We start from the raw sequence: 15857 nt of genomic DNA, 5'->3' as shown, positions 1-15857 counted from the left end.
CGGCCGGGGCTTGATCTTTCAGCCCGTCCGGCGTTTGAGGACGAGGCCGTCCAGGCCGAACGGGGGTCTGGGGGCGGCAGCCCCCAGGGGACGATGGGGGTCCCCCCTGCTCGAGCGAAGCCGAGAGCTTGGGGGAGGGTAGGGGCGGCGGGGGCGAACAAAAAGGCCCGGCCCCCACCCCGCTCATGCCTCTGCCGGAATCACCGCCGACACCCGGAACCCGCCCGCGTCCGTGGGCCCGGACACGAAGACGCCCCCCAACGCGGCGACCCGCTCCTTCATGCCCAGCAGCCCGTTGCCGCCGCTGGGCAGATGCACATCGGACGCCGAACCCGGCTCGGGCGGACACTCGTTCTCGACCTGCATCGCGATCTCCGCGACCCGGTGCGCGAGCCGCACATGCGTCTTCGCGCCCGCCGCGTGCTTGTGGACGTTGGTCAGCGCTTCCTGGACGACCCGGTACGCCGTCTGCTCGACCTCCGGCGCGTACATCCGCACATCACCGTCCACCGACAGCTCGACCACCATCCCCGCCGCCGCCGACTGCCCGACAAGCTCGTCCAGCTCGGCGAGGCTGGGCCCGTCCGCCGGATCCTCGGCCGCCCGCGACGCCGCGGCGGCCGCGGCCACGCCCACGGCGGCCAGCGGCACCGGCTGCACCCACACGGCCCGCCCCTCCCCCGTCCGCAGCACTCCCAGCATCTCGCGCAGCTCGGTCAGCGCCTGGCGGCCCATGTCCCCCACCAGCGCCGCGTTCTTCACGGCCTTCTCGGGATCCTTCCGGGCCACCGCCTGAAGAGCCGCCGCATGCACGACCATCAACGACACCCGGTGCGCAACCACGTCATGCATCTCTCGAGCGATCCTCGTCCGCTCCTCGTTCCGCGCCCACTCCGCCCGCTCCTCGGCTCGCTCGGCGAGCAGCTGCAACTCCCGCTCCAACGAGTCCGCCCGCTCCCGCAGGCTCTCCATCAGCCGCCGCCGCGCCCCGACGTACAGCCCGAGCAGGACGGGCGGAGCGGTCATGCCGATGGCGGTCGCGATGGAGGCGAAGGGGACGAACCAGTCCCCCATCGCCACGTCCCCGCGCACGATTTCCTGATGCGCCCGCACGAACGTCACGATGAGCATCCCGGCGAAGGACATCCCCGCGAGCGCCCCGATGATCCGCCGCGGCAGCTCGGACGCGGCGAGCGTGTACAGCCCGACGAGCCCCATCACGAAGCCCATCTGAGCGGGGGTGATGGCGATCGACACCAGTACGACGGCGATCGGCCAGCGCCGCCGCAACAGCAGCGCGGCCCCGGCGAACAGCCCGAACCCCATCCCCACCGGAACCGGCAGCCCCGCGTCCTGCGCAAACCGGATCCCCTCCGTCGCGCACTCGGCCGCCGACACCAGTGCGAGGCTCGCGTCGAGTACCGCGCCGCGCCGCCTGACCCACCACCACGGCCCGATCCCGGCCGCGGTGTGCTCTTCCCCCGTCGTGGTCATGCCTCCAGCCTACGGTCGCCGGCCGCCCCATTTCCGGTGAGTTTCGGGTACTGGCCTACACCACACCCTGCCATCGAACAGAAGCGAAACCTGCCGATATCCCTCGAACTGTTGAATCGATCACCGTTCGACCCCGGAAGATCACATTCCGGCTGGACGGTATGCCTATGGCACATCCACAGAGCAAGTACGCGGATTTCGAGGGGCTGCGGGAGCGGGCGGTGGCGCTGCGGCGGGCGGGGCTGAGCCTTCGGCAGATCCGCGACGAACTGAAGATCTTCAACAACGACATCCTGAACCAGCTGGTGAAAGGCGAACCGCCCCCTGACTGGACCAAGCGCCCGAACGCGAAGGACGACCTCCGCACGCGAGCCCGAGAGCTACGGCTCCAGGGCTGGACCTACGACCGGATCCAGGTGGAGCTGGGCTGCTCGAAGAGCTCGATCTCACTGTGGGTACGGGATCTGCCGAAGCCGGAGCCGCGCTACACACCGGAGGAACAACAAGCCCTCATGAACGAGGGGCTCGCGCATCTGCGCGCAGCCCAGGATCGAGATCGCGAAGCAACCAAACAGGCAGCAGCCACGGAAATCGGCCAGCTGTCCGACCGGGAACTGTTCATCGCCGGGGTCGCGCTCTACTGGGCTGAGGGCTCGAAGAGCAAGCCGTATGCCCGTCGCGAGCGAGTTGTCTTCGTCAACAGCGACCCCGGTGTGATCCGGACTTACCTGGCCTGGCTCACCCTTCTCGGGGTCACGTCGGAGCGCCTGCGGTACACGGTTCTCATCCATGAATCCGCCGATGTGGATGCCGCACAGCGCTACTGGGCCGACCTGGCCTCAGTCGATGCCTCGATCTTCCAGAAGCCGACATTGAAGAAGCACAACCCGAAGACCGTCCGCAAGAACACCGGCCTCGATTACCACGGCTGCCTCGTCATCCGAGTGCTGCAGAGCGCCGAACTGTACTGCCGCATCGAAGGCTGGTGGAAGGGGATTACCGCCGACGCGGAGGCTCGGCTCAGGTAAGGTCTGACGCAGCGATCCGCCGTAGTGTAATTGGCAGCACGGCACCCTTTGGAGGTGTTCGGTCTAGGTTCGAGTCCTAGCGGCGGAGCTGCGAAGAGCGGGCCCTGACAGCCAAGTCAGGGCCCGCTCTCATGTCCCCCCTGAAACCCCCCGGTATCCTGCGGATGTCCACACCCCAGCCATCCGAAGCCGAAGGGCATACCCGTGAGCGCCAATCGCCCGGCAGCCGTCGTCGTACTCGCAGCGGGTGAGGGCACCCGTATGAAGTCGGCCACACCCAAGGTCCTGCACGACATCTGCGGCCGCTCCCTCGTCGGCCATGTGCTCGCCGCCGCGCGCGAGTTGGAGCCCGAGAACCTGGTCGTCGTGGTGGGTCACGCCCGCGAGAAGGTCACCGCGCACCTCGCCGAGATCGACCCCGGCGTACGGACAGCCGTGCAGGCCGAGCAGAACGGGACCGGGCACGCCGTACGGATGGGCCTGGAGGAGCTGGGCGGGCGCGTCGACGGGACCGTCGTCGTGGTCTGCGGCGACACCCCGCTGCTCAGCGGCGAGACGCTCAAGCATCTCGCCGCCACCCACACCGCCGACGGCAACGCCGTCACCGTCCTCACCGCCGAGGTCCCGGACGCGACCGGGTACGGCCGTATCGTGCGGGACGCCACCAGCGGCGCGGTCACCGCGATCGTCGAGCACAAGGACGCCGACGAGACGCAGCGCGCGATCCGCGAGATCAACTCGGGGGTCTTCGCCTTCGACGGGCAGTTGCTCGCCGACGCGCTCGGCAAGGTGCGTACGGACAACAGTCAGGGTGAGGAGTACCTCACGGACGTGCTGGGGATCCTGCGCGAGGCCGGGCATCGCGTGGGCGCCTCCGTCGCCGCCGACCACCGTGAGATCGCCGGCATCAACAACCGCGTCCAGCTCTCCGAGGCCCGTCGGATTCTGAACGACCGGCTACTGAATCAGGCCATGCTCGCCGGCGTCACCGTCGTCGATCCGGCCACCACCTGGATCGACGTGACCGTCGGTTTCGAGCAGGACGCGATCGTGCACCCGGGGACGCAGTTGCAGGGTGCCACGCACATCGGCGAGGGCGCCGAGGTCGGCCCCAACTCGCGGCTCAAGGACACGAAGGTCGGCGCCGGCGCCCGGATCGACAACACCGTCGCCGACAGCGCCGAGGTCGGCCCGCAGGCCAACGTCGGCCCGTACGCCTACCTCCGTCCCGGTACCCGCCTCGGTCTCAAGGCCAAGGTCGGCACGTATGTCGAGACGAAGAACGCGACGATCGGCGAGGGGACCAAGGTCCCGCATCTGTCCTACGTGGGGGACGCGACGATCGGCGAGTACTCCAACATCGGCGCCGCCAGCGTCTTCGTGAACTACGACGGACAGGACAAGCACCACACCACGGTCGGCTCGCACTGCCGTACCGGTTCGGACAACATGTTTGTGGCGCCTGTCACGGTCGGGGACGGCGCGTACACCGCCGCGGGCTCGGTCATCACCAAGGACGTGCCGCCCGGTTCACTGGCCGTGGCCCGTGGCCAGCAGCGGAATATCGAGGGTTGGGTGGCCCGCAAGCGCCCGGGGAGCGCGGCCGCGAAGGCGGCGGAAGTGGCGTCCCGGGAACCGGAAGGCGAAGCCTGACCAAAAACAGGTGCGTCCTACACGGCGTACCGTGATAGATGCACACCCGCACCCCCAGCTGAGACGACCTCTCACAACACGTTGCACGGCAGGCTGCGCAGCACGTCAGCGCAGCCCGCATGCGGCCGAGAGCGTCCACTCGCACCCCAGCTGAGACACCTCTGAGGAGACAGTGCTGTGACCGGGATCAAGACGACCGGCGTGAAGAAGATGATGTTCTTCTCCGGCCGCGCCCACCCCGAGCTTGCCGAGGAGGTCGCCCACCAGCTGGGTGTCGGGGTCGTCCCGACGAAGGCCTTCGACTTCGCGAACGGCGAGATCTACATTCGCTACGAGGAGTCCGCCCGCGGCGCCGACTGCTTCCTGATGCAGAGCCACACGGCTCCGATCAACAAGTGGATCATGGAGCAGTTGATCATGATCGACGCTCTGAAGCGGGCCTCCGCGCGGAGCATCACCGTGATCGTGCCCTTCTACGGTTACGCGCGGCAGGACAAGAAGCACCGCGGACGTGAACCGATCTCGGCGCGTCTGATCGCCGACCTGATGGCGACGGCCGGTGCCGACCGCATCCTCACGGTCGACCTGCACACCGACCAGATCCAGGGCTTCTTCGACGGCCCGGTCGACCACCTCTTCGCGCTGCCGATCCTCGCGGACTACGTGGGTGCGAAGGTCGACAGGGCGAAGCTCACCGTCGTCTCCCCCGACGCCGGGCGCGTGCGCGTCGCCGACCGCTGGTGCGACCGTCTCGACGCCCCCCTCGCGATCGTGCACAAGCGCCGCGACAAGGACATCGCCAACCAGGTCACCGTCCACGAGGTCGTCGGTGACGTGAAGGGCCGCGTCTGTGTCCTGGTCGACGACATGATCGACACCGGTGGCACGATCTGCGCCGCCGCCGACGCCCTGTTCGCGCACGGCGCCGAGGACGTCATCGTCACCGCCACGCACGGTGTGCTCTCCGGCCCGGCCGCCGACCGTCTGAAGAACTCCAAGGTCAGCGAGTTCATCTTCACGAACAGCCTGCCGACCCCGGGCGAGCTGGAGCTCGACAAGATCACGGTGCTGTCGATCGCGCCGACGATCGCCAACGCGGTACGCGAGGTCTTCGAGGACGGTTCGGTGACGAGCCTCTTCGAGGAGCAGTAGGCACCAAGCAGTAGAGACCTCTGCGGTAGAGACCCTGCGGTAGAGACTCTGCAGTAGAGATCCTTTTGGGTGTGGCCTTCCTGCCGAGTAGACTGCTCAAGTTGCTCGGCGAGGGAGGCCGTACCGCTTTGAGAAGCGTGTGCGGCGATCCGTTATCGACGCGCTCTTCGTAGCAGGCCGATGGTTTGGCCGGGTGACCACCTTCCCCAGATTTCTACGAGGAGTGAACATGTCCGAGGTCAAGCTCGCCGCCGAGACCCGCACCGAGTTCGGCAAGGGCGCCGCCCGCCGCATCCGCCGTGACAGCAAGGTTCCCGCGGTCGTCTACGGCCACGGCGCCGAGCCCGTCCACATCACGCTGCCGGGCCACGAGCTGCAGCTCGCCCTGCGTACCCCGAACGTCCTGCTCACCCTGGACATCGAGGGCAAGACCCAGCTGGCCATCCCGAAGGCCGTGCAGCGCGACGCGATCAAGGGCTTCCTCGAGCACGTCGACCTGCTCCTCGTGAAGCGCGGCGAGAAGGTCAACGTCGAGGTCTACGTCCACACCGAGGGCGAGCTGGCCCCGGGCGCCTACCTGCTCGAGCACGTGCTGAGCACGCTGACCGTCGAGGCCGAGGCCACCCACATCCCCGAGTCGGTCACCGTCTCCATCGCGGGCCTCGAGGCCGGCGCCGCCATCCTCGCCAAGGACATCCCGCTCCCCGAGGGCACCACGCTGGCGATCGACGAGGACGCGGTCGTCCTCCAGGTCCTGGCCGCCCAGGCGGAAGAGGCCCCCGCGGAGGCGGGCGAGGCTTCCGCCGAGGCCTGATTCCCCCACTGAATCGGCATCGCCCGATTCCCCCGGAATCTCAGTTGTCAGCCGCCGTTCCCACCAGGAGCGGCGGCTGGCGCGTATCAAGGACACATGGGAGACACGGACGTGACCACCGAGACAACCGACGCGGGCACCCCCTGGCTGATCGTGGGCCTCGGCAATCCCGGCCCCGAGTACGCCATGAACCGGCACAACGTGGGCTTCATGGTCGCCGACCTGCTGGCGGAGCGGATCGGCGGCAAGTTCAAGCGGGCCGGGAAGGCGCAGGCGCAGGTGATCGAGGGACGCATCGGCCCGCCCGGTCCGGCGAACCGCCGCGTGATTCTGGCCAAGCCGATGTCGTACATGAACCTGTCCGGTGGCCCGGTGACCGCGCTGCGGGACTTCTACAAGGTGCCGACGGCGAACATCGTCGCGATCCACGACGAGCTGGACATCGACTACGGCGTGCTGCGTCTGAAGTTCGGCGGCGGCGACAACGGGCACAACGGGCTCAAGTCCATGACGAAGGCGATGGGCCCGGACTACCACCGGGTGCGCTTCGGTATCGGGCGCCCTCCGGGGCGTATGCAGGTCTCCGACTTCGTGCTCAAGGACTTCGCGTCGGCGGAGCGCAAGGAGCTGGACTACTTCGTGGACCGGGCGTCGGACGCCGTGGAGTGCCTCGTCATCGAGGGACTGGAGCGGGCGCAGGGCACGTACAACTCGTAGGCGGTCGATGTACTCGTACAACTGCCGACTTGTCCCCCGCCGGAACCTGCCCGGGGTTGACCGGGTGCACAGCCATGGCCAATGATCCCCGCCATGCCTGCCACCGCTTCCCGCCGCGCCGCCCCCAAAAGCGCCAAGAACACTCACACGGCGCTGCGGTTCGGGCGGCTCGCGGCGATGGGTGCGGTCGTGGTGCTGATCCTGATCGCGGGTGTCTGGGGTTCCTGGGGCACCGCCCAGCACGTGATGCTGAGCAAGGGCCGGGAGCAGGGGACGATGACCGTGCGGGCGTGCTCCGGTGACATCTGCACGGGGCCGTACGCGCCGACCTCGGAGGGTTCGCGGGCGCGGGCCCGGGTCACCATCGAGGAGCCGGTCGCGGTGAAGAAGGGGCAGACGTACACGGTCACGGTGAAGCCCGGCAGCAGTGACGTCGTCCGCACCGGCCCTGCCGGACTCCTCTACGCCTGGGTTCCCCTCGGCGGCGCCCTGCTGCTCGCCTCGGTGGTGGTCGCGGGCGGTCTGCGGCTCACGCGGGCGGCGTGGGTGCTGGCGGGGGCGGGGATCGCCCTGCTGACGGCGACGTTCGTGGCCTTGTGACCTGCAAGAAGCGGAGGCGCCCCCGGGCAACGGGGGCGCCTTCGCACGTACTCAGCCGGTGTTGCGCAGTCCCGCCGCCACACCGTTGACCGTCAGGAGCAGTGCGCGCGACAGCAGCGGGTCGGGCTCCGCACCGGCAGCCGCCTCGTCGCGCTGGCGCTTGAGCAGCGCGACCTGGAGGTAGGAGATCGGGTCCAGGTAGGCGTCACGGATCGAGAAGGTCTGCTGGAGCACGGGGTTGGTGTCCAGGAGCTTCTCACCGCCCGTCACCCGCAGCACCTCGCGGACGGTCAGCTCGTGCTCGGCGCGGATCGTGTCGAACACGTGCTTGAGCTCGTCCGGGACGAGGGTGTCGACGTAGTGGGTGGCGATCCGCAGGTCCGTCTTGGCCAGCGTCATCTCGACGTTGGAGAGGAAGTTGCGGAAGAAGTGCCACTGCTCGTGCATCTCGTCGAGCACGGTGTCGAGACCGGCTTCGCGCAGCGCCTTGAGGCCGGAGCCGACGCCGAACCAGCCCGGCACGATCTGCCGCGACTGGGTCCAGCCGAACACCCACGGAATGGCCCGCAGTCCGTCCAGGCCGGCGCCGGAGTCGGGGCGGCGCGAAGGCCGCGAGCCCAGGTGCAGGTCGGCGAGCTGGTCCACGGGGGTGGCGGCGAAGAAGTACGCCGGGAGGTCCGGGTCCTCGACCAGTCGGCGGTAGGCGGAGTGGGCCGCGTCGGACACCACGTCCATCGCCGCGTCCCAGCGGGCCAGCGCCTCGTCGGACTGGCGCGGGGAGGTGTGCAGGGCGGATGCCTGGAGCGTGGCGGCGACCGTGAGCTCGAGGTTCTCCCTGGCCAGCGAGGGCACCAGGTACTTGTCGGAGATGACCTCGCCCTGCTCGGTCACCTTGATCTCGCCCTCCAGCGTGCCCCAGGGCTGCGCGAGGATCGCGTCGTGGGACGGGCCGCCGCCACGGCCGACCGTGCCGCCGCGGCCGTGGAAGAGCCTGAGGCGTACGCCGTAGCGGTGGGCGACGTCGCGCAGGCGCCGCTGGGCGCGGTGGATCTCCCACTGCGAGGTGGTGATGCCGCCGAACTTGGAGGAGTCGGAGTAGCCGAGCATGACCTCCTGGACGTCCCCGCGCAGCGCCACGAGCCGCCGGTAGGAGGGGTCGGAGAGCATGTCCTCCAGGATGGTGTCGGCGGCCTTGAGCTCGTCCGTCGTCTCCAGGAGCGGCACGATGCCGATCTTCGCCCAGCCGCCGTGCAGGTCGAGCAGACCGGCCTCGCGTGCGAGGACGGCGGCGGCGAACACGTCGTCGGCGCCCTGGCACATCGAGATGATGTACGACTCGATGACCTCGGGCCCGAAGACCTCCAGGGCCCGCTTGACCGTCTGGAAGACGCCGATGGTCTTCTCACCGGCGGCGTCGACCGGCGCCGGGGTCGGGGCCAGCGGCCGCCGGGAGCGCAGTTCCTTGGCGAGGAGCTTGGCGCGGTAGTCGCGGGGCATGTCGGCGTAGCGCCACGACTCCTCGCCGAGGCGGTCGAACAGCTGGCCGAGGGCGTGGTGGTGGGCGTCCGCGTGTTCGCGTACGTCCATGGTGGCGAGCTGCAGGCCGAAGGCGGCGAGCGTACGGATCGTACGGTTCATGCGGCCGTCGGCGAACAGGGCGCCGCGGTGTGCGCGCAGCGAGGTCTGGATCAGGGTGAGGTCGCGCAGGAGTTCGGCGGTGCCGAGGTAGTCGCCGCCGGGCTCGTGCGGGGTGCCCTTGGCGAGGCGTTGCTTGGTGTTCTCCAGCTTCTGCCGGATCGCCGTCGCCTTCAGCCGGTAGGGCTCCTCGGCGTTGAGGCGCTTGTAGCGGGGGCTGATCTCGGGGAGGCGCTCCAGGTCGGTCCGGAGGGACTCGAGGAGTTCTTCGGTGGCGCCGGTGTAGCGGATCGAGTTCGACAGGAAGCCGCGCAGCTCGTCGATGAGGTCGAGCGCGTCGTTGATGCCGTGCTCGTGCTGGAGGATGAGGACGTCCCAGGTGACGGCCGGGGTGACGTTCGGGTTGCCGTCGCGGTCGCCGCCGATCCAGGTGCCGAAGGTGAGCGGCCGGGTCTCCTCGGGCAGCGTCACGCCGACGCGCTCCAGCTCGGCGGTGAGGTCCTCGAGTACGTCCCCGACGGCGCCGGCGTGCAGCTCGTCCAGGTAGTAGATGGCGTTGCGGGCCTCGTCGGCGGGCTCGGGGCGGACGACCCGCAGCTCGTCCGTCTGCCACACGAGGTCGATGTTCTCGGCCAGCCGGGTGTCGTAGCGGCGGCGGTCGGACTCGATGACCGGGGTCTCCAGCAGCGCGGCGATACGGCGCAGCTTGTTGAGGACCGAGCGGCGGGCGGCCTCCGTCGGGTGCGCCGTGAACACCGGGCGCACATTGAGGTTCTTGACCGTCGCGCGCAGGTGTTCGGGGTCGGCGTCCTTGAGCCGGTCGGCCGTACGGGCGAGGAGTCCGCCCTCGGCGGCCCGCTTGGCGCGCAGTTCGCGCCCGCGGTGCACCTGCTCGGTGACATTCGCCAGATGGAAGTACGTGGAAAAGGCGCGGACCAGCTTGGCCGCGGTCTCCAGCTCTGTGCCGCGCAGCAGCTCGGCGGCGGCCTCACCGTCCTCGCGGGTCAGGCGGCGGACCTTCTCGACCAGTTCCAGGAGCTCGGGCCCCTCCTGCCGGACGAGGGTCTCACCCAGCAGATCACCCAGGCGCCTGATGTCGGCGCGCAGCTCGCTGCTGGTCGTCGTGGTCTGGTCGTCGGCACTGCTCACAGGTGCGGCTCCTTGCAGTGTTGAAGCTCGTCTGAAGAGTGTGGAAGCTCGTCTGAAGCTCTTCTGGGAGGGAACCCGGGTGGCGACCGCGCGGCGGGTGCCGCATAGGGACGTGGCATCCGGGAAGAAAACAGAACGGACCGCGCTGTCCGACCGACTCCAAGGATAGGTCTCCATGCGGACGCGCAGGCTCACGGGCTCTTGCCGCCGAGCTACGCCCTGCCATACTTACGATGCCGTAGGTTACGCAAGCGTAGGGTCTCCCTTCACACACCGGGAGGACCCTGGGACCGACATCCGGCCCTCTTCTCCCCTTCCCTGCGCTTCGCTCCGCTTCACTTGTCTCCGCCTCTCCCCACCCTCGAACCCACAGGGGACGCCCATGCCCACGAGCTCCGATGTGATCGACGATGCCCCGCAGGCGAACAACGCCGGCTCACTCACCTCCGCCACGCTGGGCGGCGAGAAGAAGGGGTCACTCGAACAGGTCACGCTTCTCCTCTTCATCGCCGTCCCGTTCCTCGCCCTGCTCGCGGCGGTGCCGCTGGCCTGGGGCTGGGGTGTGAGCTGGCTGGACATCGGCCTGCTGGTGTTCTTCTACTACCTGGGTTGCCACGGCGTCACGATCGGCTACCACCGCTACTTCACCCACGGTTCCTTCAAGGCGAAACGCCCGCTGCGGATCGCGGTCGCGATCGCGGGGTCGATGGCGGTCGAGGGCCCCCTGGTCCGCTGGGTCGCCGACCACCGCAAGCACCACAAGTTCTCCGACGCGGAGGGCGACCCGCATTCGCCGTGGCGTTACGGCGAGACGGTTCCGGCGCTGATGAAGGGCCTGTGGTGGGCCCACATCGGCTGGATGTTCGACGAGGAGCGGACGTCGCAGGAGAAGTACGCCCCCGACCTGATCAAGGATCCGGCGATCCGCGCGATCTCCCGCCACTTCATCTACTGGACCATGCTGTCGCTCGCGCTCCCGGCGCTGATCGGCGGTCTGGTGACGATGTCCTGGTGGGGTGCGTTCACCGGTTTCTTCTGGGGCTCACTCGTTCGAGTGGCGCTGCTCCATCACGTCACCTGGTCGATCAACTCGATCTGCCACGCGGTGGGCAAGCGTCCCTTCAAGTCGCGCGACCGCTCGGGCAACGTGTGGTGGCTGGCTGTGCTGTCCTGCGGTGAGTCCTGGCACAACCTGCACCACGCCGACCCGACCTCGGCGCGGCACGGCGTGGAGCGCGGCCAGATCGACTCCTCGGCCCGGATCATCCGCTGGTGCGAGCAGCTCGGCTGGGCGTACGACGTGCGCTGGCCGTCACGCTCGCGTATCGATTCCCGTCGCAACACGGACGGGTCGGGCTCCCGCCGCAAGACGGAAACCGCCGACGCGGCATGATTGACAGCGTGGCGACCGACTCCAGCAGCACCCCGAGCAGCAGTGAAAAGCCGCGGCGTGCGCGCCGCACCCGCATGACCGGCGCCGAGCGCCGTCAGCAGCTGCTGGAGATCGGCCGCACCCTGTTCGCGGCCAAGGGCTTCGAGGGCACGTCGGTGGAGGAGATCGCGGCGAAGGCCGGGGTCTCCAAGCCCGTCGTGTACGAACACTTCGGCGGCAAGGAGGGCCTGTACGCGGTGGTGGTGGACCGCGAGATGCGGCGCCTGCTGGACATGGTGACCAGCTCCCTCACCGCCGGGCACCCCCGCGAGCTGTGCGAGCAGGCCGCGTTCGCTCTCCTGGACTACATCGAGGAGTACACGGACGGCTTCCGCATCCTGGTCCGCGACTCCCCCATCCCTCAGTCGACGGGTTCCTTCGCGTCTCTCATCTCGGACATCGCCACCCAGGTGGAGGACATCCTGGGCCGCGAGTTCAAGAGCCGCGGCTTCGACCCGAAGCTGGCCCCGCTGTACGCCCAGGCCCTGGTCGGCATGGTCGCCCTGACCGGCCAGTGGTGGCTCGACGTCCGCAAGCCCCGTAAGGCGGAGGTCGCGGCGCATCTGGTGAATCTGGCGTGGCACGGGCTGGACGGCTTGGAGGCGAAGCCGCACTTGATAGGGCGCCGGAAGAACTGAATCAATAGACGCAAAGATTCACCTTGTGGAACCATGTATGCATGACTGAGATTCCGATCAGCGCGGCCCGCTCCCAGCTCGGTGACCTGGTCCGCCGTGCGGCTCACGGCCGGGAGACCATCGCCCTCACCGACCACGGTCACGTGGCCGCGCTTCTCGTATCTCCGCACGTGATAGAGGATCTCGAAGACGCCCTGGCGGTCGCCGATTACCAGCGGCGCAAGGCCGAGGGCACGCTCGGAGAGGGCATCCCTCATGAGGAAGTCGGACGCATCCTGGGGCTGCGTCCGTGACCTACCGCATCATCTGGGAACCGAGTGCCACAGACGCGGCCGTGCGGTTCCTCAAGGACGACCCGGCCGGACTCGCTGCCGTCTATGAAGGCGTCGACGCCCTCGCCGAAACACCGCGCCCCACGAACTCCACTGCCTACGGTCCGGACATCCGACGACTCCGCGTCGGCGACTACCGGGTTCTGTACGTCATCGACGACGACGTCATCCACATCCTCGTCACGCACCTGGGCCGTACGCCCTGAGGACCGGCTCCAGGAACTCCAGCCGATCACCCACCGGATCCTCGGAGTAGAAGCGGCGGTGGCCCGGGAGAGCGTCGTCCCAGGTGACCGCCGCTCCGGCATCGGGCCTCAGGCCCCCTTCCGTGCCACGGCGAACAGTCGGCGGAACGGCAGCACCGTGCCGTACGGGGCCGCCGGATAGGCGTCCCGGAGCAGGTCCCGGTACTCGGTCAGGAAGGCGTCCCGGGCCTCCGGGTCGTCCGCCAGCGCGGTGAGGGCGGGGCGCAGGCCGGTGCCCTTGACCCAGTCCAGCACCGGATCATCGCCCGCCAGGACCTGCAGGTACGTCGTCTCCCAGACGTCCACCGCGCAGCCGAGGCGGGTCAGCCGGTCCAGGTAGACGAGCGGGTCATGGACGGAGTCCTCGCGCCGCAGTACGTCGCCGAGGAGGTCCTTCCAGCGGGCGGAGGCGGCGAGTTCGCGCATCAGGGCGTGCAGGGGTGCGTCGATGTTGTGGGGGACCTGGAAGGCGAAGGTGCCGCCGGGGGCGAGCGCGTCGAGCCAGCGGGGGAAGGCGTCCAGGTGGCCCGGCACCCACTGGAGCGCCGCGTTCGAGACGATCAGGTCGTACGTCTCCGGGGGCACCCAGTTCGCGAGGTCGGCGTGGGCGAAGTCGAGCCGGCCGCCGCCCGGCGTGCGACCGGTGTACTCCTCGGTCCTGGCGAGCATCTCCGGGGAGTTGTCGTAGCCGGTGATGTGGGCGGTGGGCCAGGATTCGGCGAGCTGGACGGTGACGTTTCCGGGGCCGCAGCCGAGGTCGGCGATGCGGGCCGGGTCCGCGGGCAGGGCCGGGACCCGGGAGAGGAGGTCGGCGAAGGGGCGGGCGCGGTGGTCCGCGTGGCGCAGGTACTGGTTCGGGTCCCAGGTGGGCGTGGACATGGGTGGGCCTCCTCGCATTCACATCCGAACGTCTCCACAGTCACACCCGCATTATCTCGACGTCAAGAGACTCCACATCAAGAGACTTCACGTCGACACAACCACTACACTGATCGTCATGGAGGACGAGGTCGATCGGCTGGTCGCAGCATGGCGCCGGGAGCGCCCTGACCTCGACGTGGAACCGCTCGAGGTGCTCAGCCGGGTGAGCAGGCTGGCCCGGCATCTGGACCGCGCCCGTCGGCTGGCGTTCTCGGAACACAGCCTGGAGCCCTGGGAGTTCGACGTCCTGACCGCGCTGCGGCGCGCGGGATCGCCGTATCAGCTCTCGCCCGGACAACTGCTCACGCAGACACTCGTCACCTCCGGCACGATGACCAACCGCATCGACCGGCTGACGAAGAAGGGTCTGGTGGAGCGCCTCCCCGACCCGAGCGACCGCCGCGGCGTGCTCGTCCGCCTCACCGACGAGGGCCGCGACCGCGCCGACCAGGCGCTGGCCGGACTCCTCGAACAGGAGCGCGCGATCCTGGCGGAGCTCAGCAGCGCCCAGCGCGCAGAACTGGCGGCGCTGCTACGCCAGTTGACCGCCCCGTTCGACAACATCCCCGGCTAGGTCGACGGGCCCGACCCCGGCCCGGCGCGCAAGGGCGACGGCGGCGAGAGTCGAATGCACGCCCAACTTCCCCAGTACGTTCTGCATATGCGTGCGGACGGTGTGCGGGGAGAGGAACAACCGCTCGGCCACGGCCTTCCTTCCCAGCCCCGCGACCATGCACCGCAGCACTTCCCGCTCCCGGGGCGTGAGCGACTCGACGAGCCGCTCGCTCTCGGTGCGGTGCTTGCGCGCGGCGGTGAGTTCCCTGAGGACCCCCGTGAGCAGAGCGGGCGGCAGATGGGTCTCGTCGCGCAGCACACCGCGTATGACGGTGAGGAGTCGCGAGAGGGAGCAGTCCTTGGCGACCCACCCCGAGGCACCGGCCTGCAGGGCGAGGGCCGCCCGCCGCGGATCGTCCTTCTCGGCGAGGACCACGGTGCGGACGCTCGGCTGACCGGCGCGGACGCCCGCGACGAGTGAGATCCCATCGACGAGCCCGTCCTCATTGCCCTCCCGGACGGGTACGGCGGGCCGGGCGCCGGGCAGATTTCCGCCCAGGTCGGCGTCCACGAGCAGCACGTCGAATCTGCGGCCCTCCGCTGCCGCCCGGTCCAGGCAGCGCAGCGCGGCGGGGCCACTGCCGGCCGCGGACACATCGACGTCGGGCTCGGCGGCAAGGGCTGCGGCGAGCGACTCGGCGAAGATGCGGTGATCGTCGACGACCAGGACACGAATGCGAACCACTGAAACCCCCACTGCTCGGGGGACGACCGGCGCAGGTACGACACCCGAAGTGTTCCGAGCCCGAACTCCGGGCCGGGAAATGGGGTACCGCAGCCGCACGGCCGCCGCCGTGCTGTAACTGCTACCCCCACTTCGGGCGTCGTACCCGACTGTCTCGCCCCCTGATCAGCACCGGCCCCCACCGGCGCTGTTCACAGAGTAAGGCCGGGGGCCGGGAGGGGAAGGCAAATTGCAGAACTGATTGGCCAGCGCGTTTATGGTGAGTCGTATGTTTCGTATGGAGACAGGAGTAGACAAAGAACGGCGTGAACTGCTCCGCCGGCGACTGCTCGACACCAACACACAGGCGTCTCCCGTTCTCCGCGCCCTGCGGGGAACCCCTGGTGAACGGGAACTTCCGCTCCACATCTGGGCCTTGGACGCCACCGGCGCCCTCGCGGGCGGACTGGTCGGGCACACCTGGACGACGTGGCTGCACGTGACGTATCTGTGGGTCGACGATCGGCACCGGGGCGCGGGGCTCGGCTCCCGGCTGCTGGCCGAGGGGGAGCGCGTGGCCCGTGAGGAGCGCGGCTGCACGGGCTCCCGCCTGGAGACATGGGACTTCCAGGCGCCCGAGTTCTACAAGAAGCAGGGGTATGAGGTGGTGTGCGTGATCCCCGACTATCCGCCGGGGATCACGGAGTACACCTTGACCAAATATCTGCGCTGAATCTTTGGGTGCGGGTGGGTGGGGCTGATCGCGGG

16 protein-coding genes and 1 tRNA gene are annotated in these 15857 nt (G+C 69.1%); 13 read left to right on the top strand and 4 right to left on the bottom strand.

Features of this window, described 5'->3' with window-relative positions; genetic code table 11:
• Positions 1-183 precede the first annotated feature (183 nt).
• A complete protein-coding gene (locus ACX28W_RS26770) occupies positions 184-1494 on the bottom strand; it encodes a sensor histidine kinase (protein WP_459002023.1) in 1311 nt (436 codons plus the stop codon).
• A gap of 167 nt (positions 1495-1661) precedes the next feature.
• On the opposite strand from ACX28W_RS26770, the gene ACX28W_RS26765 reads away from it, so the two are divergent.
• From ACX28W_RS26765 to ACX28W_RS26735, 7 genes are all read left to right on the top strand, one after another.
• Positions 1662-2522, top strand: a complete 861-nt coding sequence (locus ACX28W_RS26765) for a hypothetical protein (protein ID WP_459002022.1) — start codon at positions 1662-1664, stop codon at positions 2520-2522.
• A gap of 15 nt (positions 2523-2537) precedes the next feature.
• Positions 2538-2610, top strand: a tRNA-Gln gene (locus tag ACX28W_RS26760).
• Between the two features lie 116 nt (positions 2611-2726).
• A complete protein-coding gene (gene glmU / locus ACX28W_RS26755; RefSeq protein WP_459002021.1) occupies positions 2727-4175 on the top strand; it encodes a bifunctional UDP-N-acetylglucosamine diphosphorylase/glucosamine-1-phosphate N-acetyltransferase GlmU in 1449 nt (482 codons plus the stop codon).
• A gap of 177 nt (positions 4176-4352) precedes the next feature.
• Positions 4353-5327 (top strand): ribose-phosphate diphosphokinase, encoded by a 975-nt coding sequence (locus ACX28W_RS26750; protein ID WP_459002019.1) that lies wholly within the window; start codon positions 4353-4355, stop codon positions 5325-5327.
• Between the two features lie 229 nt (positions 5328-5556).
• Positions 5557-6141: a 50S ribosomal protein L25/general stress protein Ctc gene (locus ACX28W_RS26745; RefSeq protein ID WP_459002017.1), complete on the top strand. Its 585-nt coding sequence runs from the start codon at positions 5557-5559 to the stop codon at positions 6139-6141.
• A 96-nt stretch (positions 6142-6237) separates the two neighbouring features.
• Positions 6238-6858: an aminoacyl-tRNA hydrolase gene (gene pth, locus ACX28W_RS26740; RefSeq protein ID WP_459002015.1), complete on the top strand. Its 621-nt coding sequence runs from the start codon at positions 6238-6240 to the stop codon at positions 6856-6858.
• A gap of 81 nt (positions 6859-6939) precedes the next feature.
• Complete coding sequence (locus ACX28W_RS26735; protein ID WP_459002013.1) at positions 6940-7458, top strand: hypothetical protein; 519 nt, start codon at positions 6940-6942, stop codon at positions 7456-7458.
• Between the two features lie 51 nt (positions 7459-7509).
• Here the strand turns inward: ACX28W_RS26735 and ppc are convergent, their stop codons facing one another.
• Positions 7510-10242, bottom strand: coding sequence for a phosphoenolpyruvate carboxylase (gene ppc, locus ACX28W_RS26730; protein ID WP_459002011.1), 2733 nt, complete (start codon positions 10240-10242; stop codon positions 7510-7512).
• A gap of 382 nt (positions 10243-10624) precedes the next feature.
• On the opposite strand from ppc, the gene ACX28W_RS26725 reads away from it, so the two are divergent.
• From ACX28W_RS26725 to ACX28W_RS26710, 4 genes are read left to right on the top strand one after another with little or no spacing between them, the layout of a single operon-like run.
• Positions 10625-11635, top strand: a complete 1011-nt coding sequence (locus tag ACX28W_RS26725) for an acyl-CoA desaturase (RefSeq protein WP_459002009.1) — start codon at positions 10625-10627, stop codon at positions 11633-11635.
• Positions 11632-12312: a TetR family transcriptional regulator gene (locus ACX28W_RS26720; protein WP_459002008.1), complete on the top strand. Its 681-nt coding sequence runs from the start codon at positions 11632-11634 to the stop codon at positions 12310-12312. Before ACX28W_RS26725 ends, ACX28W_RS26720 begins: the two co-directional genes overlap by 4 nt.
• 41 nt (positions 12313-12353) lie before the next feature.
• Positions 12354-12605, top strand: coding sequence for a type II toxin-antitoxin system Phd/YefM family antitoxin (locus tag ACX28W_RS26715; RefSeq protein ID WP_459002006.1), 252 nt, complete (start codon positions 12354-12356; stop codon positions 12603-12605).
• The gene (locus ACX28W_RS26710) at positions 12602-12850 is read left to right on the top strand and encodes a type II toxin-antitoxin system RelE family toxin (RefSeq protein WP_459002004.1); all 249 of its coding nucleotides are present in this window, start codon (positions 12602-12604) and stop codon (positions 12848-12850) included. Before ACX28W_RS26715 ends, ACX28W_RS26710 begins: the two co-directional genes overlap by 4 nt.
• A 108-nt stretch (positions 12851-12958) precedes the next feature.
• On the opposite strand, the gene ACX28W_RS26705 is transcribed toward ACX28W_RS26710, so the two are convergent.
• Positions 12959-13768, bottom strand: a complete 810-nt coding sequence (locus ACX28W_RS26705; protein ID WP_459002002.1) for a trans-aconitate 2-methyltransferase — start codon at positions 13766-13768, stop codon at positions 12959-12961.
• 118 nt (positions 13769-13886) lie between these two features.
• Between ACX28W_RS26705 and tamR the strand changes: the two genes are divergently transcribed.
• Positions 13887-14384, top strand: coding sequence for a MarR family transcriptional regulator TamR (tamR, locus tag ACX28W_RS26700; RefSeq protein WP_459002001.1), 498 nt, complete (start codon positions 13887-13889; stop codon positions 14382-14384).
• Here tamR and ACX28W_RS26695 read toward each other — a convergent pair.
• Positions 14343-15110, bottom strand: coding sequence for a LuxR C-terminal-related transcriptional regulator (locus tag ACX28W_RS26695; RefSeq protein ID WP_459002000.1), 768 nt, complete (start codon positions 15108-15110; stop codon positions 14343-14345). The two genes, tamR and ACX28W_RS26695, sit on opposite strands and share 42 nt — an antisense overlap.
• A 256-nt stretch (positions 15111-15366) precedes the next feature.
• Between ACX28W_RS26695 and ACX28W_RS26690 the strand changes: the two genes are divergently transcribed.
• A complete protein-coding gene (locus ACX28W_RS26690) occupies positions 15367-15822 on the top strand; it encodes a GNAT family N-acetyltransferase (protein WP_459001999.1) in 456 nt (151 codons plus the stop codon).
• Positions 15823-15857 lie beyond the last annotated feature (35 nt).

The sequence above is a fragment of the Streptomyces sp. SD15 genome (genome assembly GCF_054462255.1).
This window is presented reverse-complemented; position numbering and strand designations above follow the sequence as displayed.

Excerpts from the sequence above, each read along its gene's own strand:
- ACX28W_RS26705 (WP_459002002.1), bottom strand. The coding sequence starts at position 13,768 with ATGTCCACGCCCACCTGGGACCCGAACCAGTACCTGCGCCACGCGGAC.
- ACX28W_RS26715 (WP_459002006.1), top strand. The coding sequence starts at position 12,354 with ATGACTGAGATTCCGATCAGCGCGGCCCGCTCCCAGCTCGGTGACCTG.
- ACX28W_RS26735 (WP_459002013.1), top strand. The coding sequence starts at position 6,940 with ATGATCCCCGCCATGCCTGCCACCGCTTCCCGCCGCGCCGCCCCCAAA.
- ACX28W_RS26690 (WP_459001999.1), top strand. The coding sequence starts at position 15,367 with ATGGTGAGTCGTATGTTTCGTATGGAGACAGGAGTAGACAAAGAACGG.
- ACX28W_RS26745 (WP_459002017.1), top strand. The coding sequence starts at position 5,557 with ATGTCCGAGGTCAAGCTCGCCGCCGAGACCCGCACCGAGTTCGGCAAG.
- ACX28W_RS26765 (WP_459002022.1), top strand. The coding sequence starts at position 1,662 with ATGGCACATCCACAGAGCAAGTACGCGGATTTCGAGGGGCTGCGGGAG.
- ACX28W_RS26720 (WP_459002008.1), top strand. The coding sequence starts at position 11,632 with ATGATTGACAGCGTGGCGACCGACTCCAGCAGCACCCCGAGCAGCAGT.
- pth (WP_459002015.1), top strand. The coding sequence starts at position 6,238 with ATGGGAGACACGGACGTGACCACCGAGACAACCGACGCGGGCACCCCC.
- ACX28W_RS26725 (WP_459002009.1), top strand. The coding sequence starts at position 10,625 with ATGCCCACGAGCTCCGATGTGATCGACGATGCCCCGCAGGCGAACAAC.
- tamR (WP_459002001.1), top strand. The coding sequence starts at position 13,887 with ATGGAGGACGAGGTCGATCGGCTGGTCGCAGCATGGCGCCGGGAGCGC.
- ACX28W_RS26770 (WP_459002023.1), bottom strand. The coding sequence starts at position 1,494 with ATGACCACGACGGGGGAAGAGCACACCGCGGCCGGGATCGGGCCGTGG.